Origin of the sequence: Stappia sp. WLB 29 (assembly GCF_023507705.1) — a bacterium.
Lineage (GTDB): Bacteria > Pseudomonadota > Alphaproteobacteria > Rhizobiales > Stappiaceae > Stappia.
The window spans coordinates 407,069-427,432 of record NZ_JALBGD010000003.1; the positions used below are offsets into that span (position 1 = coordinate 407,069).

Below are 20,364 nucleotides of genomic sequence, written 5' to 3' on the forward strand. Positions count from 1 at the left end.
CTACGCCCAGATCGCCATGCGCAGGCCTTTCGCGTCGCGCTCCGGCGCGCGCGGGAACGGCGTGGCGCGCCCCTGCGCGATCCGCTCGGCGATCACCGCGTTGACGCAGGCGTCGATCAGATCGTCGCGGCCGGCCCCGGAGGGCGGGCGCTGGCGCAGGAACGCCTCGTCGTAGCCATGGCGGCACAGAAGGGCGATGCGCTCCTCGAGGCCCGGCATGCTGGCCGCGCTTTTCACCTTTTTCGGCAGGCTCATCGCCCGTTCGCCGTTGAGCCGCCAGAAGGCGAGCTCCGGGTGGACCTCGAAGACCCGCGCCTCCAGCGCCGGGGTCATAAGCGCGTCGATCTCGCGGATCTTCGGGAAGAGGTGGAAGGCCTGGCGCGAGACCTTGCGCGGCGGCTCGGAACTGGCGAGCGCGACGGCGCAGGCCTCGCCATAGTCCTCGCAGAAGACGGCGGCACGCGAGGGCACGGAAAAGACCGAGGACTGGCGCTCGCCGAGCAGCGGGCGCACGCAGCGCTCCGGTCCGCGCCCGCCAAGGCCGGCGCGCTCGGGCAGGCCGATGGGCATGTCGACGGCAAGGACGGAAATGTCCGGATCGGCGAGGAGCTCCGCGAAACGCGGGAGCTGCAACAGCGTGTGGCGCGGCGGGGCGTCCGGCGCGGCGTAGTCGCGCAGGACCGCGATCCATCCCGAGCGGCAGCCGTCGATGCCGGCGACCCGCAGCATGGCTCCCGTTTTCCGGCCGCTCAGGCGCGCAGCGGCGCGTCGAGCACGCGCCGGCAGGAGACGAGCGCCATCGGGTTGATCAGCGAGGACTGCTCGTCGGCCAGCAGCAGGTCGCGGGCGTGGCGCTTGACCGAGCGGGCGACCATCTCGAACACGGTGGCGGCGGAGCGCTTCAACACGGTCTCGTCGTCGAGCCCGGCCATCAGGCCGGCGGTGAACATGGCGGCCATCAGATCGCCGGTGCCGTGCGGCGCGTTCGGCACCAGTCCATGCTCGGCGGCGATGGTGGCGCGCGGCGTCACCAGCAGGTTGCAGGTGGAGTTGCGGCGCATGGCGGGCGCGGAGGTGACCAGCACGCGCTGCGGCCCGAGCGCGCGGGCGGCGGCGATGGTGTCGGCCTCGCTGTCGATGCGGCGGCCGCTCATCCATTGCAGTTCGAAGAGGTTGGGCGTCGCCACGTCGGCGAGTGGCAGCAGCGTGTCGCGCACGGCGGCGGCGGTTTCCGGCGGCACGTAGAGATCGCCGTCGTCGCCGCTGATCGGATCGCAGAGATAGAGCGCTCGCGGATTGGCCTTGCGCACCGCCGCGACCAGGCGGGCGACAGCCGCGGCCTGCGAGGGACTGCCGAGATAACCGGAGACGACCGCGCCGATGCGCGGCAGCAGGTCGGCGCCAATCAGGTTGTCGGCGAGCGCGGCAAAGCCTTCATCGTCCTGTACATGGCGGTGGCCGCGCCCCTCGTCCGGGTTCCACGGCAGCAGGATGGTGGGAAGGAACCAGACCTGGTGGCCGAGCCGTTCCAGCGCGAAGAGCGTGACGCGGCCGCCGACGGAGCCGCGCACCACCTGCGAATTGACGACGAGGACGTCGCGCGCGTCGGCCGCGGCGGGCATGAGCTTGGTCATTCCGCAGCGGACCGTTCGCCGCCGAAGCGGTTGCGGATATAGTCGTCGACCATCGCCTTGAACTCCTCGGCAATGCCGGTGCCGCGCAGGGTCGCCACCTTCTTGCCGTCGACGAAGACGGGGGCGGAGGGCGCCTCGCCGGTGCCGGGCAGGGAAATGCCGATATCGGCGAACTTGCTCTCGCCCGGACCGTTGACGATGCAGCCCATCACCGCGACGTTGAGCGCCTCGACGCCGGGATATTTCTCGCGCCACACCGGCATGGAGCGGCGGATGTCGTCCTGGATGTCGCGGGCGAGCTCCTGGAACACCGTGGAGGTGGTGCGGCCGCACCCCGGGCAGGCGGCAACCACCGGTATGAAGGCGCGGAAGCCCATCACCTGCAACAGCTCCTGCGCCACCTGCACCTCGCGGGTGCGGTCGCCGCCGGGCTCCGGCGTCAGCGACACGCGGATCGTGTCGCCGATGCCCTGCTGCAGCAGGATGCCCATGGAGGCGGCGGAGGCGACGATGCCCTTGGTGCCCATGCCGGCCTCGGTGAGGCCGAGATGTAGGGCATAGTCGCAGCGCGCGGCGAGATCCGCATAGACGGCGATGAGGTCCTGGACCTGGCTCACCTTGGCCGACAGGATGATCTTGTCGCGGCCCATGCCGAGCTCCTCGGCCCTTGCGGCCGACAGAAGCCCGGAACGCACGATGGCCTCGCGCATCACCGTCGCGGCCGAGACGGGCGCGGGGCTGGCGGCGTTCTCGTCCATCAGGTGGGTCAGCAGCTCCTGGTCGAGCGAGCCCCAGTTGACGCCGATGCGCACCGGCTTGTCATGCTTCAAGGCGATCTCGACGATCTCGGAGAACTGCCGGTCGCGCTTGTCGCGAAAGCCGACATTGCCGGGATTGATGCGGTATTTCTCCAGCGCCTCGGCACAGGCCGGATGATCGCCGAGGAGCTTGTGGCCGATATAGTGGAAGTCGCCGACCAGCGGCACATGGACGCCGATCCGCTCCAGCCGTTCGCGGATGCGCGGCACGGCGGCGGCGCTCTCGTCGCGGTCGACGGTGATGCGCACGATCTCGGACCCGGCCCGCGCCAGCGCCGAGACCTGGGCGACGGTGGCGTCGATGTCGGCGGTGTCGGTGTTGGTCATCGATTGGACGACGACCGGGGCGCCGCCGCCGACGGTGACCGAGCCGACCTTCACCGGGACCGAGACGCGCCGTGCGGCCGGTCCGGCCTGCGTTTCGCGGATGGGGCTGTTGCTCTGCATGTCGCCGATCGTCCCGATCTTGCGGAAGGCCTGCGCCCCCGCCCTGCAAGGATACCGCCGATTGAATAGGGCGCGCCACGTGCTTTCGCAAGGCCGCAGCAGGGGTACCGCCCGCGCCTGCTTGACGCGGGCGGTGCGAGGTCGCATCTCAGGGGCTCCATTTTCTCGAATAGGGGCAGGGAGCCCGCCCATGCTGCTCGTCGTTCTCAGCCGGACCTTAGAGCTTGCCCGCGACCGGTTCGGAACGCTGTTCGCCGCCGGCTGGGGCTACATGCTGCTGCTGCTGGCGCTGAACCTGGCGATCAGCGGCCAATTGATGCCGGAAACGGGCTTTTCCACCGGCTCCTACATGATGGAGCCGCTGGCCGGCGCGGCGGCAGGCGACGACCGCGAGCGGGCGCTGCGCATCCTGGCGGGGCTGGCCAATATCGCCACCGGCTTTTCCATCGCGGTTGCCTATCTGCGGCGCATCCTGCTCGGCGAGCGGGCGTTTCCGCTCGCCTTCGGTGCCCGCAACCTGCGGGTCGCCTGGAAGCTCTTGCTGCTCGGCACGCTCGCCGGCGTCTTCTTCGTGCCGATGCTGCTGGTCGCCGGCCTGTTGCTGCCGGTGATGGCGCCGGCCGGCTTCGCCCTGCTGCTGGGCAGCCCGTTCCTGACGGTGATGCTGGTGCAGCGCCTGTCGCTGGTGCTGCCGGCCGCCGCGCTGGACGACCGCATGTCGCTGGGCGAGTCCTGGCGCCTGACCGCCGGCATCGGCTGGGCGCTGGTTCTCGCAGCCCTCGTCGTGGCGCTGCTGGCCGCCCTGGTGTCGGGCTTGTGGGTCGGCCTGGTCTGGCTGGTCGGCGAGGCTTTCGTGCCGGCGACGGGCCTCGCTGCGGAGCTGCGCTCGGCGCTGGTGCCGATGGGCGTGATGGTGATCGTCACCTGGCTGTTCGCCTCGATGCACGCCACCGCCTATGCGCTGACGCGCGAGCGTTTCGTGGAGCAGGTCGGCCTGAAGATCGCTGACGCGGAACGGGCGGCAGAACGGCGGGCGGAGGCCGGCCGCGACAAGGCACGCCAGGCGGTGCGTTCGGTCATCGAGAGCCGCTCCCGCCGGGATTGAGGCCGCATCTTCCCTGCATTCCTTCGCATCCGCAGCACGATCATGGCTTGCCTGGGGCGCCCGCCTGTCGCAGAAGTGGAAGGTCTTTTGAAGGGGGCTCCATGTTTGCAAGGACAACCGCCCGGCTGTTCACCGGTGCGTTCAAGGCATTGTTTTCCGATTTCGACGCATTCCTGCGGATCGTCTGGGCCTGGTACGCGCTGGTCGCCGTGCTCGGCGTGCTCGGGACGTTGCTCGCCGCCAATTCCTTCGTCGTCATCTTCGTGACCTCGGGCGTTTGGGTGTGCTCCTCCGCCTCCATCGCCGTCGCCTGGCACCGCAACCTGCTGCTGGGCGAGCGGCCCGGGCCGGTGAATCTCAGCTTCGGCCGGCGCGAGATCGCCTATCTCGGCAAGACGCTGCTGGTGTCCCTGATCGGTCTGATCCCGGCCATCGTGGTGATAACCATCGCAGGCTTGTTTGTAACGGGGTGGCCGGGCTTTATCATGGCAGCTGGCGTGATGGCGTTCTTCATCCTGCCATCCTTGATGCGGCTTTTCCTCATCCTGCCGGCAACGGCGCTGGACGAGCCGCTCGGCATTGGCGATGCGTATTATCGCAGCGAGGGGCTCGGCCTGCCGATGGCGATGGCCGCCATCGGTACGGGCCTGTGCATCACCGCCGTGGACATGCTCCTGTCTTTCGTCGCCAACACGATCGGCGGGGGGGCGGTGTTCGCCGCGATCGCCGTGCTGATCCTGTCGCTGGCGCTGCAGATCGCCCTGACCGCGCTGCAGATCGGCATCCTGTCCGGCGGCTATTACATCTTGCGCGAACGCGACATGGCGCCGCCGGCGGCACCGCCGGCCGACTGACGCGAGCGGCCTGCGACAGGGCGACCCGGGCGGCGCCTCGACCCTTGTTGCAGCGCAGCGCGATCTCATGTTCTATGTGGCGGGCCGCCTGAAAGGGCGGCCTTGCCGCGCCGGTCCGGCACCGGCAGCACCGATTTTCGGACCGTTTCCAGCGTCCGCCAGGACAGGAGATCCCTTCGCATGCTCAGCAACAAGTCCGCCCTCGTCACCGGCTCGACCTCGGGCATCGGCCTTGCCATCGCCCGCATCTATGCGGCGAACGGCGCCAATGTGACGATCAACGGGTTCGGCGATGCCGAGGCGATCGAGACGGAGCGCGCCGGCATCGAGAGCGAGTTCGGCGTCAAGTGCCGCTATTCGGCCGCCGACATGACCAAGCCGGACGAGATCGCCGCGATGGTGGCGGAGGCCGAGGCGGCGTTCGGCTCGCTCGACATCCTGGTCAACAATGCCGGCATCCAGCACGTCTCGCCGGTCGAGGAATTCCCCATCGAGAAGTGGGACGCGATCATCGCGATCAACCTGTCCTCCGCCTTCCACACGACGCGCGCCGCGGTGCCGGGCATGAAGGCCCGCCGCTGGGGCCGCATCATCAACACCGGCTCGGCCCATGCGCTGGTCGCCTCGCCGTTCAAGAGCGCCTATGTGGCGGCCAAGCACGGCATAGCCGGCTTCACCAAGACCATTGCGCTGGAAGTCGCCCAGTGCGGCATCACCGTCAACGCGATCTGCCCGGGCTATGTCTGGACGCCGCTGGTCGAGCGCCAGATTCCCGACACGATGAAGGCGCGCGGGCTGACCGAGGAGCAGGTCAAGCGCGACGTGCTGCTGGCCGCGCAGCCGACCAAGGAGTTCGTCACCGTCGACCAGGTGGCCTCGCTGGCGCTGTACCTTGCCGGCGACCAGGCGGCCTCCATCACCGGCACCATGCTGCAGATGGACGGCGGCTGGGTCGCCCAGTAAGGGCCGGCAGCCGCGCCGCCAGATCCGCATCGCCCGGCCTCCCGCCGGGCGATGCCGTTCCCCCATTCCTGCGACAGCCCGAGGCGATCCATGAGCAAAGCTCCCAAGCCGATCAACCTTGCCCTGCAGGGCGGCGGGGCGCATGGCGCCTTCACCTGGGGCGTGCTCGACTGGATGCTGGAGAGCCGCCGCTTCACCATCGAGGGCATCAGCGGCACCTCGGCCGGGGCGATGAACGCGGTGGTGCTGGCCGACGGCTTCCACAAGGGCGGCGAGGACGGCGCGCGCGAGGCGCTGGAAAGGTTCTGGAAGGCGGTCAGCGACCAGGCCTGGCTGAGCCCGCTGCGGCGCTCGCCCATCGACATCATCATGGGGCAGTGGAGCCTCGACATGTCGCCGAGCTACCTCGCCTTCGACATCGCCTCGCGCTTCGCCTCGCCTTACGAGTTCAACCCGCTCAACATCAATCCGCTGCGCGACGTGGTGGAGAAGACGGTCGACTTCGAGGCGGTGCGCGCCTGCGACCGGCTGAAGATCTTCATCAGCGCCACCAACGTGCAGTCGGGCAAGATCAAGGTGTTTTCCGACGGCGAAATCACGCTCGATGCGGTGATGGCCTCGGCCTGCCTGCCGCATGTGTTCCAGGCGGTGGAGATCGACGGCGTGCCTTATTGGGACGGCGGCTACATGGGCAACCCCCCGCTGTTCCCGCTGTTCGGCACGACCGGAAGCAGCGACACGGTGCTGGTGCAGATTAATCCGGTGGAGCGCAAGGAAACGCCGCGCACGGCGCGCGAGATCCTGAACCGGCTCAACGAGATCACCTTCAACTCGACGCTCTTGCGCGAAATGCGCGCCATCGAGTTCGTCACCCGGTTGATCGAGGACGGCAAGCTGGAGTCCGGGCACTACCGGAAGGTCCATATGCACCGGATCTCGGCGACCGAGTTGAATCCGCTGCAGGCGTCCTCCAAGGTCAATGCGGAATGGCGGTTCCTCACCCATCTGCGCGACATCGGTCGCAAGGCGGCGGAGGATTGGGCGGACGAGAATTACGAGGCCGTGGGCAAGCGCTCGAGCATCGACCTGCGCGCCGAATTCCTGTGATGTCGACCGCAAGTGATTCGTTTTCGAGCCGGCGATTCGCGGTCCGCCCGGTGGCTTCGAACGCTTCGTTAACCGATCTTAACCGGCTTTCGCGCTTCGCCTTGCAGATTGCGTTGCAAGGGCGGTTAGCGCTCCGTTAACGGCGGCGACATCTTGCGGTCCGGAAAGGGCGCGCGCACCACATCTGCGAAAATCAGCGTGCCAACGATTTGGCAAGGGTTTTGCTCCATCATTGGCACGCTGATAGTCAGGTTGTGCGTCGTCAGCGATCGGCGGACGAGGGAAGGCGGCAAATGCGACCCCGCTGTCTTCCTTCGTCCCGCCAGCATCTCATCCGGCACGCAAGCGCTGCTTGAAGCCGGATGACGACTGCCGAAAGCTGCGCAAGGCGCAGTGCTCGGCTGCTACGTCCGGTGATTATTCCCCATTTCCAGTCGCTTGCGCAACCGGCCGGGCCGGCCATCGCCGGTAAAGGTTACCGGGTGATGACGATTCGCGCATTCTGTTTACCGCCGTCGCGGATCAGGCCGAACAGCCGGCGGGCATTGTCCGGATGCAGACGGACGCAGCCATGGGAGGCGGGACGGCCGAGATTGCGGATGTCGGTGGTGCCGTGGATGGCATAGCCGCCGAGGAAGAACACCGAATGCGGCATCGGCGCGCCGTCGTACTTGCGCGAGAAATAGCGGCGGTGCATGCGCCCCGGCCGGAAGGTGCCGACCGGGGTGCGATAGCCGCGCCGGGCGGTGGAGACCGGCCAGTCGTGGATCTGCCGGCCGTTTCTGTAGACCCGCATGCGCTGGTCGGTCAGGTCGATGCGGGCGGTGATGCCGGCCGCTTTCGCCGGGCTCGATAGGCCGGGCGCAAGCATCAGGACGAGTGCGCAGGACAGCGCGACCAGAAGCTGGCGCGCACGCGCAAAGGCCAGCGCAAGACCTGGATGGTTCATGTCTCCCCCCAATTCCCTTCGTGCCGGCTCCCTCCGGATTTTCCACAGGGTATTAACAGTCGTTTTCCACAATGCCGCAAGGTCCGTTCTGGCGAGGGTGCGAATTCTCGCTCCATTGCGCCGCCGCGCCCTTAAATTGCCCGCTCCACAGCCCTAACTGTGACTCAGGGAGAGGCGCCGGGCCGACGGGAGAGGTTCGCGATGACGATATTCGGTGCCAGTTTTGCGCGCCAGGCGCGCCGGGCGAAAGCGAGTGCCGCAGCGGCGGCAATGGTCGCGCTGCTGGCGGCGACCGGTTCTGCGCTCGGCGAAAGCGATCTTGAGCGGTTGAAGCGCAGCGGCGACTGCGCAGGGTGCGATTTGCGCCTGTCCGAGCTGCGCGGTCTCACCATCGAGAAAGCTCAACTGGCAGGGGCGAACCTGCGCGAGACGGACCTCAAGGAGGCTTCGCTCATCGGGGCGAACCTTGCGGGCGCGGACCTGCGGCGCACCGAACTGGAGCGTACGGACCTTACCGGCGCAAACCTCTCGAAGGGGTCGATGCGCGGCGTCGACCTGGAAAAGGCGATCCTGGCCGGGGCGAGCCTTGCGGGCGCGGACCTGCGCAATGCCGACATGGTCGAGACCAATCTGGTGGACGCCGGCCTGCAAGGGGCGGATCTGCGCCAGGCGCTGCTGATCCGTGCCATCGCGTCGGGAGCCGATTTCAGCAAGGCGAAGATGGAGGGCGTCAACCTGGAACGCGCCAACCTTATGTCGGCGACATTCGCCGGCGCGCGGCTGCCCAATGCGGATTTCGACCGGGTGAGCGCGGTAGGGGCCGATTTCCGCGATGCCGATCTGACGGGCGCGCATTTTTCCAGCGCCGACCTGACCGGCGCCAACCTGTCGGGCGCGCGGCTCGACGGGGCCTTGATGCGGCGCACGCGGCTGGTGGGAGCCGATCTTTCGGGCGCCAGCGGCCTCGACGGAGCGCGCATGGTCGGGGCCTGCGGCGACGCGACGACGAAGCTGCCCGACGGCATCGCGCTCAAGACCTGCAGCGACATGGACGACAAGGACCGCTGAGGCGGTCCGGACATTCGCTTCCGCGGGAAGATTGACGCGGCGGCGGGGATCGCCAACAAGATCACGCCATGAGCCGACCCGTCTTCCGCTTCGCTCCCTCGCCGAACGGCCGCCTGCATCTGGGCCATGCCCTGTCCGCGCTGCTCAATGCGCGCATGGCGGGGGCGCTGGGCGGGCGGCTGCTGATCCGCATCGAGGATATCGACGCCGCCCGCTGCACGCCGGCGCTCGAGGCCGGGGTGCTGGAGGACCTCGCCTGGCTGGGGCTCGACTGGGAGCGCCCGGTGCGCCGGCAGTCCGAGCATTTCCCCGATTATGCGGCCGCTCTCGCGCGCCTTTCCGTCATGGGGCTGGTGCGCAAGGCCTTCCTGACCCGCGGCGAGATCGCGCGCGCGGTGGCGCGGCTGGAGGAGACGCGGGGCGCGCCCTGGCCCTGCGATCCCGACGGGGCGCCGCTCTATCCGGGCGACGAGGCGGTTCTGAGCCTGGACGAGATCGCCGCACGCGAGGCGCAAGGGGCGCCGTTCGCGCTGCGGCTCGATATGGCGGCAGCGCTCGCCCGCTGCAAGGCGCCGCTCTCCTGGCAGGAACTGCAGGACGACGAGGGGCGGCAGGCGCCGGCGCGCATCGCTGCCGATCCGGCGCGCTGGGGCGATGTGGTGCTGGCGCGCAAGGACACGCCGACGAGCTATCACCTGTCGGTGGTGGTCGACGACGCATTGCAGGGCATCACCCATGTGGTGCGCGGGCGCGACCTTTACGAGGCAACCGCGGTGCACCGGCTCTTGCAGGCGCTGCTCGGCCTGCCCGAGCCGCTCTATCGCCATCACCGGCTGATCCTGGGCGAGGACGGGCGCAAGCTGTCGAAGTCGCAGGGCGATACGGCGCTGGCCGAGCTAAGGGCCAAGGGCGCGACGCCGGACGAGGTCCGGCGCCTGGTCGGGCTGGAGCTCTGATATTCAGAGCCCGAGGAATGCCATCCACAACACGGTGGAGACGACGGCAAGGCCGGTCGTCATGGTGATCGAGTTCGCCGACATGGCGTGGCCGGTGCCGTAGCGGTTGGCGAAGAGGAAGGCGTTGATGCCGGTCGGGCAGGCGGCCGTGAGCGTCGCCACCGAGACCCACAGCGGCGGCAGATGCACCACATGCGCCGCCATCAGATAGACCACCGCGGGCATCACGCCGATCTTCAGCAGGCTGAGCAGCAGCCCGGGCACCAGGTTGCCGCGGATGCCGTAGGCGACGATGCTCATGCCGAGCGAGAACAGGGCGACGGGGATCGCCGAACCGGCGATGCGCGCGAGCACGTCGGCGAAGACGCCTTCGATCGGCAGGCCGGTCACGCGCCAGATGCCGCCAGCGACGATGCCGATGACGATCGGGTTGGTGGCGAGATTGCGGGCGATGCCGATCAGCAGCTCGCCCAAGGGCTTCGCCTCCTGGGTCCCGTCGAGCACGGCGGCCCGCTCCATCAGGACGGCGCAGACCACGGTCAGCACCGGCAGGTGGATGGAGATCAGCACGAAGAGCGGCACCAGCCCCTCGTCGCCGTAGATCGCGGTGATCAGGGGAATGCCGACGAGAACCGTGTTGGCGAAACCGGCGCTGATGCCGGCGATCACCCCGGCGCGCGCCTCGCGCCCGAACAGGCGGCGGACGATCACCGTGCCGAGCGCCCAGACCACGGCGACGCCGGTGAAGTAGGAGATCCAGAAGCCCCAGGGCGAGACGCCGCCGAGCGAGCTGGTCGCCAGGGTGCGGAAGATCAGCACCGGAATGGCGATCACGTAGATGAACTGGCCGAGGGCATCGCCGATCTTCGCATCGAGGATGCCGAAGCGGGCGGCGGCATAGCCGATGCCTATCAGCGCGAAGACGGGCAGAACGATGGAGAGGATCTGGTCGACCATGAAGGCTCTTTCGCATGCCCGGGGTGCGCCGACAAGCCGCAGTCGGGCATGCCGGCCATGCCCGCTTGATTTGCCCGGCAGGTAAGGCACCATGGCAGGCGAGGGGACGCGAGGAGATTCGGCACCATGGTCGGAACGATCGCATCGGGGGGCGAGGCGCCCGCAGCCGGTCCGCAAGCCGGCGCCGATGACAGGGAGGCGGCGCAGGAGGCGGCTTCCGTCGACCGGGTGGCGGTGCTGCTGCACGACCTGCGCACGCCGCTGGCGGCCATGCGCACGGCGGCCGAGATGATCGGCGCCGATCCCACCACCCAGCGCCAGGCTTCGGCGCTCAGAACCCTGGAAATGGCCATCGACGCGCTGCTGTCGATGACGACGCAGGGGCTCGCAGGCGCCACGCCGGAGGACGAGGACGCCTGCGACGTGGCCACCGACATCCTGTCCGTGTGCGAGCTGTTTTCCGCCGAAGCTCGGGTGCGCGGGCTCACCGAGCGGCGCGACATCGCCGGCGGGCTGGCGAACTACCGCGTCGCAGATCCGCTGGCGCTGCGCCGTATTCTTTCGGTTCTCTACGACAATGCGCTGAAATACACGGCCGAGGGCGGGCTGACGCTCACCGCCCGTGTCGGCGGCGAGGGGAATGGCGCGGGTGCGCCGGAGCTGGAACTGAGCCTCGCCGATACCGGGATCGGCATTCCGGACGAGGAGCGCGGGCTTCTGTTCCGCGCCCGGCGGCGCGGGGAACTCGCCCGCGACACGGCAACGGGCAGCGGGCTCGGCCTGTGGAGCGCCGGCCGGCTGGCGGTCGCCCAGGGCGGGCGGCTGGAGCTGGCCGAGAGTTCGCCGGCGGGCAGCCGGTTTTCCCTGCGTCTGCCGCTGCGCCCGTTCGAGGGCGGCGGCACGGTGCGCGGGAGCGGCAAGCCGCGCGGGGCGCGCGAGCGGCCGAACATACGCTGCCTGGTGCGCCGCCGGCTTTTGGTGGTCGACGACAACGAGGCCAACCGCAGGATGATGGAGGCGATGCTCGGCGCCTTCGGCTGCGACACGCTGCTGGCGAGCGGCGGGCGCGAGGCGCTGGAGCTGCTGGCGCGCGAGCCGGTGGATGCGGTGCTGCTGGACATCAACATGCCCGGTATGGACGGGATCGAGACGCTGGCGGAAATCCGCGGGCGAGGGGACGCCGCCGCCCGCCTGCCGGTGCTGGGCATCACCGCCGCGACCCTGTCCACCCGCGAAAGGGAAGACCTGTCGAGCTTCGACCTGCTGCTGGAAAAGCCGGTGCTGCCGGCGGCGCTGTTTTCCGCCCTCGACCGGGCGATCGCCGGGCGGGCGGGCTGATCCAGCTGCCGTCCCGGCGCGACTATCTTCAGATCACCACGATACCGGTATGCTTGGCCTTGTGCTCGGGCTCGACATGGATCGTCGTGCGCGCGCCCGGCACATCCTTGGAGATCGCCGCCTCGATGCGGTCGCAGATGTCGTGGGCGCGCTCGACCGTCATGTCGGCCGGCACGACCAGGTGGAAATCCACGAAGACGACATGGCCGGCCGAGCGGGTGCGCAGGTCGTGCGCCTCGATGGCGCCGTCGCCGGAGGTCGAAATGACCTCGCGGATGCGATCCTGCAGCGCCGGGGCGACCGCCTCGTCCATCAGCCCGCCGAGCGATTCCTTCATCAAACCCCAGCCCGACCACAGGATGTTGAGCGCCACCAGCGCGGCCAGCAGCGAATCGAGCTCGCGAATGCCGGTCAGCATCACCAGGACGACGCCGGCCAGCACGCCGAGCGAGGAGAAGACGTCGGTGTAGAGGTGCTTGCCGTCGGCGACCAGCGCCATGGAGCGATGGCCGCGGCCGATGCGCACCAGCACGGTCGCCCAGATGCCGTTGAGCACGGTGGCGAGCGCGTTGACCCCCAGACCCTCCGGCGTGAACTCGACCGGCTGCGGATCGACGTAGTTCTTCCAGGCCTCGTGTCCGATGGACAGGGCGGCCAGCACGATCAGCACGCCGACGAGCACGGCGGCCATGTATTCGGCCTTGTGGTGACCGTAAGGGTGATTGCTGTCGGCCGGCTTTGCGGCGAACCACACGGCGAGGAAGGCGGCGACCGCGGAGGCGACGTTGACGATCGATTCCAGCGCGTCGGAATAGAGCGCGACCGAGCCGGTCCAGCGATAGGCCAGGTATTTCAGCGCGAGGACGGCGATGCCGACGAAGATGCTGGCGAGCGCGACGCGCAGGCGAAGGGTCATGGGAGGGCAGCCTCGCAAGTGGTCCGGGACACGAGGACCCGATTGCGGGCAAAGCCCTACCCCTTTTTTGCCCTCAAGACAAACCTGGCGGGGATCTTCACTGCATGGCCGCGCCGAGAATCACGCCCGGCCGGCCGCCCGGCTCCACCTGCACCAGCACGGCGCAATGTCCGGCTTTCATCTTGCGCATTTCGCTGGCCGGCAGGCGGTAGGTGGCGGGGCCGCCTTCCCACATGCCGATGGCGCGGATGCCGCGCACCACATGGTGATAGGTGACGTTCCGGCCCTTGTTCTCGCCGCGGTCGATCTCCACCTCGATCGGGCGGGAGACGAAGACGAAATAGATCGTCGCCATTTTCACCGACGCGGGCAGTTCGCCGTCGACGCGGACCTCGAGAAGGTCGCCGGCCATCTCCAGGTCGACGGTGACCGGCAGCGGGGCCTGCTTGTCCAGCTCGGCCTGCAGGGCGCCGCTGTTGCTGCCGACCACATGGCCGCTGCCGTTGACCACGATCTGCGGCGTGTAGACGGCGCGGTCTCCGCGCGCTTCGGCATAGGCGCGCTGGCGGGCGCCGTAATCGGGCGAGGCGAGCGTGTCGCGCCAGCCGAGATAATCCCAGTAGTCGACGGGATAGGTGAGGGTCACGAGATCGCCGCGGCGGGCGAGCTCGCCCATCAGCTTGTCGGCCGGCGGGCAGGAGGAGCAGCCCTGGCTGGTGAACAGTTCGACCACGGCGCGCTGCTCGCCGGCCTGCGCGGCCGGGAGCATCGCAGCCAGCGACAGCAAGACGGACAGAATGAGATGTGCCGGTGCCCGCATCGGGGGATCTGACCATTCCTGTGAAAGCGGCGACCGCAGCGGATGCCGCAGCCCGAGTGCCCCGACAATAGGTTGGGTCGCAGGCGAAGGCCACTCACGAGGGCTTGAAATCACGCAATCGGGAACGGCGGTTCCGGGGGTCAGCCGTTCGGGCTTGCCAGGACCTGTTCCAACTGCGGCAGGAAGACATCGCGATAGGTTTCCGGCGACAGCGGGCCGATGAACTTGAAGCGGATGGTGCCGGCGGCATCGACGATGAAGGTCTCGGGCACACCGTAGACGCCCCACTCGATGGCGGCGCGGCCGTTCTCGTCGGCGCCGACGCGCGAATAGGGGTTGCCGAGCGTGCCGAGGAAGCGGCGGGCGTTCTCCGCCTTGTCCTTGTAGTTGATGCCGATCATCTGCGCCTTGCCGGAGCGGGCGAGCTCTTCCAGCAGCGGATGTTCCTGGCGGCAGGGCACGCACCAGGAGGCGAAGATGTTGACGACGCTGACCTTGCCGAGAAGATCGGCGCGGGAAACGCCGGGGACGGGCGCGCCGCCGTCGACCAACTCGGGCACGGGCGGCAGCGAGAATTCGGGCGCAGGCCTGTCGATCAGGGCGGAGGGAACCTGCGAGGTGTCCTTGCCGCTGAGCAGCTGGATCAGGAACAGCACGGCGAGCAGGCCGAAGACGATGAGCGGCAGCAAGGCCAGCAAGGGCACGCGGCGGCGCGGGGCGGCGCCGTCCGGCCGTCCGCCGGTTTCGGTTTCCGTTTCGGTGCTCATCCGCGCTCTCCGGAGGCAGGGGTATTCGAGCGGCGGCGCACGCCGTCCGCCTCCAGCTTCGCCAGTGCGGCGGTGAGGGCCTTGCGGTCGGCGGCGAGCCAGGCGAACAGGCCGGCGACCGTCGCCAGCGTGATCGCGTAGCAGGCGAAGATGAAGCCCGCATGGGGCCCGAGGTCGAGAAGCCCGGTCATTCGGCGGCCTGTGGTCGTGCGGCGGCGACGCGGGTGCCGGCGGCGCCGAGCTGCAGCGTGCGCAGGCGGCGGCGCAGGATCTCGTTGCGCATCGCCATCAGGTGCATGACGAGGAACAGAAGGGTGAAGGCGAGCGCCATGGTCAGCAGCGGCCAGAGGATCGTCGGGTGGATGGTCGGGCCGTCGAGCCGCATGACGCTGGCCGGCTGGTGCAGCGTGTTCCACCAGTCGACGGAGAACTTGATGATCGGCAGGTTGACCGCGCCCACCAGCGTGAGGACGGCGGCCGCCTTGCCGGCGCGGATCGGGTCTTCCATCGTCCGCCACAGGGCGATCAGTCCCAGATACATGACGAAGAGCACGAGGACCGAGGTCAGGCGCGCGTCCCAGACCCAGTAAGTGCCCCACATCGGCTTGCCCCAGAGCGAGCCGGTGACCAGCGACAGGAAGGTGAAGGCCGCGCCGATGGGGGCGGCGGCGCGCGCCGAGACGTCGGCGAGCGGATGCTTCCACACCAGGGTGCCGAGCGCGGAGATCGCCATGATCGAGTAGCACATCATGGCGAGCCAGGCGGCCGGCACATGCAGGAACATGATCTTGACCGTGGCGCCCTGCTGGTAGTCGTCGGGCGCGACGAAGAAGGTCAGGTAGAGCCCGGCGGCGAAGGCGAGCGCGCAGGCACCCCCCAGCCACGGCAGAAGCCGGCCGGAGAACGACATGAAGCGTGTCGGGTTGGCAAGATCCATCAATCCCATGGGACTGTTCTAGTGTCGCGGGGGCCTGCTTTCAATCGGGGAGAATGCGACACCTTTGCGTGCTCCTCAGTCGGCGGAGAAGCGCAGGCCCGCCGCGGCGGCAAAGGGGCCGACCACCGCGGCGATCAGCGTGATCGCGCAAAGGTAGAGAAACGGCGCCAGGAAGGGAGCCGGTTCGCTCACCGCGGCGCCGGACGCGCTGACCCCGAAGATCAGCACGGGTATCGAGAAGGGCACCACGAGCACGGCCAGCAGCAGCCCGCCGCGGCGCAGGCTGACGGTGAGCGCCGCGCCGACCGCGCCGATCAGCGTCAGGGCCGGGGTGCCGACGGCGAGCGTCAGCGTCACCGCGCCGATCGCCAGCGGCTCCAGGTTGAGAAAGATCGCCAGCACCGGGGCGGCGGCGACCAGCGGCAGGCAGGTGCCGGCCCAATGGGCGAGGCACTTGATCAGGACGACGATCTCCAGCGGCCGGCCCGCTATCAGCACGAGGTCGAGCGATCCGTCGTCGCGGTCGGCCTGGAACAGGCGGTCGAGGCCGAGCAGCGTGGCGAGCAGGGCGCCGATCCACAGCACGGCAGGGCCGATGCGGGCGAGCAGGTTGAGGTCCGGCCCGACGCCGAAAGGAATGACCGTGACGACGGCCAGGAAGAACAGCACGCCGATCAGCGCGCCGCCGCCCGAGCGCAGCGACAGGCGCAGCTCGCGGGAGAACAGGGCGGCGAGCCAGCCGCGCGGGCGGTCGGCCGCGGTCATGCCGGACCCTCCGTGTCGGCGGGCTCGGGCGCCTCGAGATGCAGCTTCAGCAACCCGTCGAGGCCGAGCGCCTGGTGGGTGGCGGCGAGAATGATGCCGCCGCTTGCGACATGGTCGCGCATCAGCTCGCTCAGTTGCGCCTCCGAGGCGGCGTCGAGCGCGGCGGTCGGTTCGTCGAGCAGCCAGACGGGACGCGGGATGGTCAGCAGCCGGGCGAGCGCCAGGCGGCGGCGCTGGCCGGCGGACAGATAGGCGGCCGGCAGGTCGGCGGTGTGGCCGATGCCGAGCAGCTCCAGCGCCGCTTGCGGAGAACGCGGGGAAAGACCGCCGAGCGTCGGCAGGCCGGCGAGGAAATCGCGCCAGAAGGCGAGGTTCTCGATGACCGAGAGGGCCGGCTTCACCGCGTCGAGATGGCCGGCATAGTGGCAATGCTCGAAAGGTTCGGCCTCCGCCTCGCCGCCCTCGACGCGGACCGCGCCCTCGGACGGCGGGACCAGGCCCGCCAGCACGCGCAGCAGGCTCGACTTGCCGACGCCGTTCGGTCCGGTGACGGCCATCGCCTCGCCGCTCGAGACCGCGAGCGACAGGCCTGCGAAGACCCTGCGGCCTCCGCGGTCGCAGGCAAGCTGTTCGGCAAGAAGACGCATCGGCCCCGGATCTGCTGCAGGCGCCGGGCCAGGGATGGCCGGCAGCGGCGGTTTTCGTGCCCGCACGGATGGTCCCGCCCGGCAACAGGAGGCATGGCATGCAGGCCGGCGGCGATCAAGCGGCAATGCGTCGCTGCTTGCCGTTGGCAAGGCTTGCGGCCTCGCCATAATGACGAGACGGCTCGCGCCGCTAACCGCTGGCCCCGCGCGCGGAAATTCGCTATACGGGCGCCAACCCGCACGCGGCGCACCCCGGTGCCCGCAGACGCGAGACGGCAAACCCGGCCGGCGGCGTATCCCAAGACGACGCTTTCCGCCGGGGATGCGCATTCGTTGGGTGGCGGCCATGGGGCCGCATCCGCCCGAGGACAACAAGGGGACCGCCAGCCGTGACCAAATCACTCGACAGTTTCAAGGCCAGGAAGACGCTCCAGGTCGGAGACAAGACCTACACCTATTTCTCCCTCCCCGAGGCGGAGAAGAACGGGCTGGAGGGCGTGTCCAGGCTCCCCTATTCGCTGAAGGTCGTGCTGGAGAACCTCCTGCGCTTCGAGGACAACCGCACCGTGACCGCGGACGACATCCGCGCCGTCGCCAAGTGGCTGGTGACCCGCACCTCCGAGCACGAGATCTCCTACCGTCCGGCGCGCGTGCTCATGCAGGACTTCACCGGCGTTCCGGCCGTGGTGGACCTTGCCGCCATGCGCGATGCGGCCGTGAAGCTCGGCGGCGACCCGAAGAAGGTCAACCCGCAGGTGCCGGTCGACCTGGTCATCGACCACTCGGTGATGATCGACTATTTCGGCACCCAGGACGCCTTCACCAAGAATGTCGAGCTGGAATACGAGCGCAACGGCGAGCGCTACGAGTTCCTGCGCTGGGGCCAGTCCGCCTTCGACAATTTCCGCGCCGTGCCGCCGGGAACCGGCATCTGCCACCAGGTCAACCTGGAATATCTCGGCCAGACCGTTTGGACCAAGGACGAGGACGGCGAGACGCTCGCCTATCCGGACACGCTGGTGGGCACCGACAGCCACACGACGATGGTCAACGGCATGGCCGTTCTGGGCTGGGGCGTCGGCGGCATCGAGGCCGAGGCGGCCATGCTCGGCCAGCCGATCTCCATGCTGATCCCCGAGGTCGTCGGCTTCAAGCTGACCGGCAAACTCAGCGAAGGCATCACCGCCACCGACCTGGTGCTGCGCGTCGTCGAGATGCTGCGCAAGAAGGGCGTGGTCGGCAAGTTCGTGGAGTTCTACGGCCCGGGCCTCGACAACCTGAGCCTCGAGGACGCCGCAACCATCGCCAACATGGCGCCGGAATACGGCGCGACCTGCGGCTTCTTCCCCGTGGACGAGGACACGCTGGAATACCTGCGCTCGACGGGCCGCGATCCCGAGCGCGTCGCCTTGGTCGAGGCCTATGCCAAGGCGCAGGGCATGTTCCGCACCTCCGACACGGCCGAGCCGGTCTTCACCGACACGCTTGAGCTCGACATCTCCACCGTCGTGCCCTCGCTCGCCGGCCCCAAGCGCCCGCAGGACCGCGTTGCGCTCGACGAGGCGGCCGGGAAGTTCGCCGTCGCGCTGCACGAGATCAAGGGCGGCGGCAAGGATCCGTCCACCCTTCCGGGCTCGACCGGCGAATCGCGTTATGTCGACGAAGGCGCCACCGGCGTCACCGGCCCGGCCCGGCAGCGCTACGACGTCAACGGCAAGACACATGGCCTGGCCGACGGCGACGTGGTGATCGCGGCGATCACCTCCTGCACCAACACGTCGAACCCCTCTGTGCTGATCGGTGCCGGCCTCGTCGCCCGCAACGCGTTGAAGAAGGGCCTGAAGGTCAAGCCGTGGGTGAAGACCTCGCTCGCTCCCGGTTCGCAGGTGGTCACAGACTACCTAAAGAAGGCGGGCGTGCAGGACGATCTCGATGCGCTCGGCTTCAACCTCGCCGGCTACGGCTGCACCACCTGTATCGGCAATTCCGGTCCGCTGGACCCGGCGATTTCCGAGGCGGTCAACGAGAACGACCTGGTGGTCTGTTCGGTGCTGTCGGGCAACCGCAACTTCGAGGGCCGCGTCAATCCGGACGTGCGGGCGAACTACCTCGCCTCGCCGCCGCTGGTCGTCGCCTATGCGCTCGCCGGCTCCATGTTCATCAACGTCGCGGAAGATCCGCTCGGCGAGGACCGGGACGGCAACCCGGTCTACCTGAAGGACATCTGGCCGACCAACCAGGAGATCACCGACCTGATCCGCTCCTCGATCACTGAGGAGATGTTCCGCGAGCGCTATTCGGACGTCTTCAAGGGCGACGAGCACTGGCAGGGGATCAAGGTCGAGGGCGGCATGACCTACAAGTGGCCGCTGAACTCGACCTATGTGGCCAACCCGCCCTATTTCGAAGACATGACCATGGAGCCGAAGCCGCTCGAGGACATCGAGAGCGCCGCGGTCCTGGGTCTGTTCCTCGACTCCATCACCACCGACCACATCTCGCCGGCCGGCTCGATCAAGGCGGAGGCTCCGGCCGGCGCCTATCTGCTGGCGCACCAGGTCGCCAAGAAGGACTTCAACTCCTACGGCGCCCGTCGCGGCAACCACGAAGTGATGATGCGCGGCACCTTCGCCAACATCCGCATCAAGAACCAGATGGTGCCGGGCGTCGAAGGCGGCGTCACCATGAAGGACGGCGAGCAGAAGTGGATCTACGACGCGGCGATGGAGTACAAGGAGGCGGGCACGCCGCTCGTCATCTTCGCCGGCAAGGAATACGGCACCGGCTCGTCGCGCGACTGGGCTGCCAAGGGCACCCGCCTGCTCGGCGTTCGCGCCGTGATCGCCCAGTCGTTCGAGCGTATCCACCGTTCCAACCTGGTCGGCATGGGCGTGCTGCCCTTCACCTTCAAGGACGGCGAGAGCTGGCAGTCGCACGGCATCACCGGCGCCGAGAAGGTGACGATCAAGGGCGTCACCGACCTCAAGCCGCGCCAGATGGTCGACATGCTGGTCGAGTTCGCCGACGGCACGACCAAGACCATCGAGGTGCTGTGCCGCATCGACACCGAGGACGAGCTGGAATACGTCCGCGCCGGCGGCATCCTGCACTACGTGCTGCGGAACCTGGTCACGTCGTGAGGGACAGGAACGCCCTCCGGTTCGCCAGAGCGTGTTCCCGGACATTGCAATCTGAGAAGGAAGGGCCGGCATTCGCCGGCCCTTTTGCTTTTGGGGAGGTTGATGCCTTTCCTCGCGCCGTCCGGGAGGACGAGAGGAGAGGGCCGTGCTTGCGTGAGGCGGGACGGCCTTGGCCA

At 68.7% G+C, this 20,364-nt stretch carries 20 protein-coding genes; 8 read left to right on the plus strand and 12 right to left on the minus strand.

Annotated elements, in window-relative coordinates:
* The 3 genes from MNI96_RS08245 to ispG are packed head-to-tail and all read right to left on the minus strand — an operon-like array spanning position 1 to position 2,899.
* Entirely contained in the window at positions 1-729 is a 729-nt protein-coding gene (locus tag MNI96_RS08245; protein ID WP_249692011.1) for a DUF429 domain-containing protein, read from the minus strand.
* Between the two features lie 20 nt (positions 730-749).
* Positions 750-1,634, minus strand: a complete 885-nt coding sequence (pdxY, locus tag MNI96_RS08250; RefSeq protein ID WP_249692014.1) for a pyridoxal kinase — start codon at positions 1,632-1,634, stop codon at positions 750-752.
* Entirely contained in the window at positions 1,631-2,899 is a 1,269-nt protein-coding gene (gene ispG / locus MNI96_RS08255) for a flavodoxin-dependent (E)-4-hydroxy-3-methylbut-2-enyl-diphosphate synthase (protein ID WP_249692016.1), read from the minus strand. Before ispG ends, pdxY begins: the two co-directional genes overlap by 4 nt.
* Positions 2,900-3,089: 190 nt before the next feature.
* Between ispG and MNI96_RS08260 the strand changes: the two genes are divergently transcribed.
* The 4 genes from MNI96_RS08260 (at position 3,090) to MNI96_RS08275 (ending at position 6,928) form a co-directional block, all read left to right on the plus strand.
* Positions 3,090-4,004: a 4-hydroxy-3-methylbut-2-en-1-yl diphosphate synthase gene (locus tag MNI96_RS08260; RefSeq protein ID WP_249692018.1), complete on the plus strand. Its 915-nt coding sequence runs from the start codon at positions 3,090-3,092 to the stop codon at positions 4,002-4,004.
* Positions 4,005-4,105: 101 nt separating this feature from the next.
* Positions 4,106-4,858 carry a hypothetical protein gene (locus MNI96_RS08265; protein WP_249692020.1) on the plus strand — a complete coding sequence of 251 codons (753 nt, stop codon included), beginning with the start codon at positions 4,106-4,108 and terminating at the stop codon, positions 4,856-4,858.
* Between the two features lie 180 nt (positions 4,859-5,038).
* Positions 5,039-5,821: a 3-hydroxybutyrate dehydrogenase gene (locus MNI96_RS08270; RefSeq protein ID WP_249692022.1), complete on the plus strand. Its 783-nt coding sequence runs from the start codon at positions 5,039-5,041 to the stop codon at positions 5,819-5,821.
* 90 nt (positions 5,822-5,911) lie between these two features.
* On the plus strand, positions 5,912-6,928 hold the full coding sequence (locus tag MNI96_RS08275) for a patatin-like phospholipase family protein (protein ID WP_249692024.1): 1,017 nt from the start codon (positions 5,912-5,914) through the stop codon (positions 6,926-6,928).
* Positions 6,929-7,403: 475 nt separating this feature from the next.
* On the opposite strand, the gene MNI96_RS08280 is transcribed toward MNI96_RS08275, so the two are convergent.
* Positions 7,404-7,877, minus strand: a complete 474-nt coding sequence (locus tag MNI96_RS08280; protein WP_283776376.1) for a L,D-transpeptidase — start codon at positions 7,875-7,877, stop codon at positions 7,404-7,406.
* 201 nt (positions 7,878-8,078) lie between these two features.
* On the opposite strand from MNI96_RS08280, the gene MNI96_RS08285 reads away from it, so the two are divergent.
* A complete protein-coding gene (locus tag MNI96_RS08285; RefSeq protein ID WP_249692026.1) occupies positions 8,079-8,945 on the plus strand; it encodes a pentapeptide repeat-containing protein in 867 nt (288 codons plus the stop codon).
* Positions 8,946-9,013: 68 nt separating this feature from the next.
* Entirely contained in the window at positions 9,014-9,901 is an 888-nt protein-coding gene (gluQRS, locus tag MNI96_RS08290; protein WP_249692028.1) for a tRNA glutamyl-Q(34) synthetase GluQRS, read from the plus strand.
* Positions 9,902-9,904: 3 nt separating this feature from the next.
* Here the strand turns inward: gluQRS and MNI96_RS08295 are convergent, their stop codons facing one another.
* Positions 9,905-10,858, minus strand: a complete 954-nt coding sequence (locus MNI96_RS08295; protein ID WP_249692030.1) for an AEC family transporter — start codon at positions 10,856-10,858, stop codon at positions 9,905-9,907.
* A 126-nt stretch (positions 10,859-10,984) separates the two neighbouring features.
* On the opposite strand from MNI96_RS08295, the gene MNI96_RS08300 reads away from it, so the two are divergent.
* Positions 10,985-12,196 (plus strand): hybrid sensor histidine kinase/response regulator, encoded by a 1,212-nt coding sequence (locus MNI96_RS08300; protein ID WP_249692032.1) that lies wholly within the window; start codon positions 10,985-10,987, stop codon positions 12,194-12,196.
* 28 nt (positions 12,197-12,224) lie between these two features.
* Here MNI96_RS08300 and MNI96_RS08305 read toward each other — a convergent pair whose 3' ends face one another.
* The 7 genes from MNI96_RS08305 to ccmA all read right to left on the minus strand — a co-directional run bounded on the left by MNI96_RS08305 (position 12,225) and on the right by ccmA (position 17,048).
* Positions 12,225-13,112 carry a cation diffusion facilitator family transporter gene (locus MNI96_RS08305; RefSeq protein WP_249692033.1) on the minus strand — a complete coding sequence of 296 codons (888 nt, stop codon included), beginning with the start codon at positions 13,110-13,112 and terminating at the stop codon, positions 12,225-12,227.
* Between the two features lie 97 nt (positions 13,113-13,209).
* The gene (locus MNI96_RS08310) at positions 13,210-13,932 is read right to left on the minus strand and encodes a DUF1223 domain-containing protein (protein ID WP_249692035.1); all 723 of its coding nucleotides are present in this window, start codon (positions 13,930-13,932) and stop codon (positions 13,210-13,212) included.
* Positions 13,933-14,072: 140 nt separating this feature from the next.
* On the minus strand, positions 14,073-14,699 hold the full coding sequence (locus tag MNI96_RS08315; RefSeq protein WP_249692036.1) for a DsbE family thiol:disulfide interchange protein: 627 nt from the start codon (positions 14,697-14,699) through the stop codon (positions 14,073-14,075).
* Complete coding sequence (ccmD, locus tag MNI96_RS08320) at positions 14,696-14,890, minus strand: heme exporter protein CcmD (protein ID WP_249692038.1); 195 nt, start codon at positions 14,888-14,890, stop codon at positions 14,696-14,698. The genes MNI96_RS08315 and ccmD overlap by 4 nt, the downstream gene beginning before the upstream one ends.
* Positions 14,887-15,645: a heme ABC transporter permease gene (locus MNI96_RS08325; RefSeq protein ID WP_249692040.1), complete on the minus strand. Its 759-nt coding sequence runs from the start codon at positions 15,643-15,645 to the stop codon at positions 14,887-14,889. The genes ccmD and MNI96_RS08325 overlap by 4 nt, the downstream gene beginning before the upstream one ends.
* 66 nt (positions 15,646-15,711) lie before the next feature.
* A complete protein-coding gene (gene ccmB / locus MNI96_RS08330) occupies positions 15,712-16,401 on the minus strand; it encodes a heme exporter protein CcmB (RefSeq protein WP_249692042.1) in 690 nt (229 codons plus the stop codon).
* Positions 16,398-17,048 carry a heme ABC exporter ATP-binding protein CcmA gene (ccmA, locus tag MNI96_RS08335; RefSeq protein ID WP_249692044.1) on the minus strand — a complete coding sequence of 217 codons (651 nt, stop codon included), beginning with the start codon at positions 17,046-17,048 and terminating at the stop codon, positions 16,398-16,400. The genes ccmB and ccmA overlap by 4 nt, the downstream gene beginning before the upstream one ends.
* 389 nt (positions 17,049-17,437) lie before the next feature.
* Between ccmA and acnA the strand changes: the two genes are divergently transcribed.
* On the plus strand, positions 17,438-20,188 hold the full coding sequence (acnA, locus tag MNI96_RS08340; RefSeq protein ID WP_249692045.1) for an aconitate hydratase AcnA: 2,751 nt from the start codon (positions 17,438-17,440) through the stop codon (positions 20,186-20,188).
* Positions 20,189-20,364 lie beyond the last annotated feature (176 nt).

Bases quoted from the DNA above. Each gene is read 5' to 3' on its own strand.
- MNI96_RS08285 (WP_249692026.1), top strand. From the start codon at position 8,079: ATGACGATATTCGGTGCCAGTTTTGCGCGCCAGGCGCGCCGGGCGAAA.
- MNI96_RS08260 (WP_249692018.1), top strand. From the start codon at position 3,090: ATGCTGCTCGTCGTTCTCAGCCGGACCTTAGAGCTTGCCCGCGACCGG.
- MNI96_RS08270 (WP_249692022.1), top strand. From the start codon at position 5,039: ATGCTCAGCAACAAGTCCGCCCTCGTCACCGGCTCGACCTCGGGCATC.
- ccmA (WP_249692044.1), bottom strand. From the start codon at position 17,048: ATGCGTCTTCTTGCCGAACAGCTTGCCTGCGACCGCGGAGGCCGCAGG.
- MNI96_RS08305 (WP_249692033.1), bottom strand. From the start codon at position 13,112: ATGACCCTTCGCCTGCGCGTCGCGCTCGCCAGCATCTTCGTCGGCATC.
- MNI96_RS08310 (WP_249692035.1), bottom strand. From the start codon at position 13,932: ATGCGGGCACCGGCACATCTCATTCTGTCCGTCTTGCTGTCGCTGGCT.
- MNI96_RS08280 (WP_283776376.1), bottom strand. From the start codon at position 7,877: ATGAACCATCCAGGTCTTGCGCTGGCCTTTGCGCGTGCGCGCCAGCTT.
- ccmD (WP_249692038.1), bottom strand. From the start codon at position 14,890: ATGACCGGGCTTCTCGACCTCGGGCCCCATGCGGGCTTCATCTTCGCC.
- pdxY (WP_249692014.1), bottom strand. From the start codon at position 1,634: ATGACCAAGCTCATGCCCGCCGCGGCCGACGCGCGCGACGTCCTCGTC.
- gluQRS (WP_249692028.1), top strand. From the start codon at position 9,014: ATGAGCCGACCCGTCTTCCGCTTCGCTCCCTCGCCGAACGGCCGCCTG.
- MNI96_RS08300 (WP_249692032.1), top strand. From the start codon at position 10,985: ATGGTCGGAACGATCGCATCGGGGGGCGAGGCGCCCGCAGCCGGTCCG.
- MNI96_RS08315 (WP_249692036.1), bottom strand. From the start codon at position 14,699: ATGAGCACCGAAACGGAAACCGAAACCGGCGGACGGCCGGACGGCGCC.
- MNI96_RS08295 (WP_249692030.1), bottom strand. From the start codon at position 10,858: ATGGTCGACCAGATCCTCTCCATCGTTCTGCCCGTCTTCGCGCTGATA.
- MNI96_RS08265 (WP_249692020.1), top strand. From the start codon at position 4,106: ATGTTTGCAAGGACAACCGCCCGGCTGTTCACCGGTGCGTTCAAGGCA.
- MNI96_RS08275 (WP_249692024.1), top strand. From the start codon at position 5,912: ATGAGCAAAGCTCCCAAGCCGATCAACCTTGCCCTGCAGGGCGGCGGG.
- MNI96_RS08325 (WP_249692040.1), bottom strand. From the start codon at position 15,645: ATGGGATTGATGGATCTTGCCAACCCGACACGCTTCATGTCGTTCTCC.
- ispG (WP_249692016.1), bottom strand. From the start codon at position 2,899: ATGCAGAGCAACAGCCCCATCCGCGAAACGCAGGCCGGACCGGCCGCA.
- MNI96_RS08245 (WP_249692011.1), bottom strand. From the start codon at position 729: ATGCTGCGGGTCGCCGGCATCGACGGCTGCCGCTCGGGATGGATCGCG.
- ccmB (WP_249692042.1), bottom strand. From the start codon at position 16,401: ATGACCGCGGCCGACCGCCCGCGCGGCTGGCTCGCCGCCCTGTTCTCC.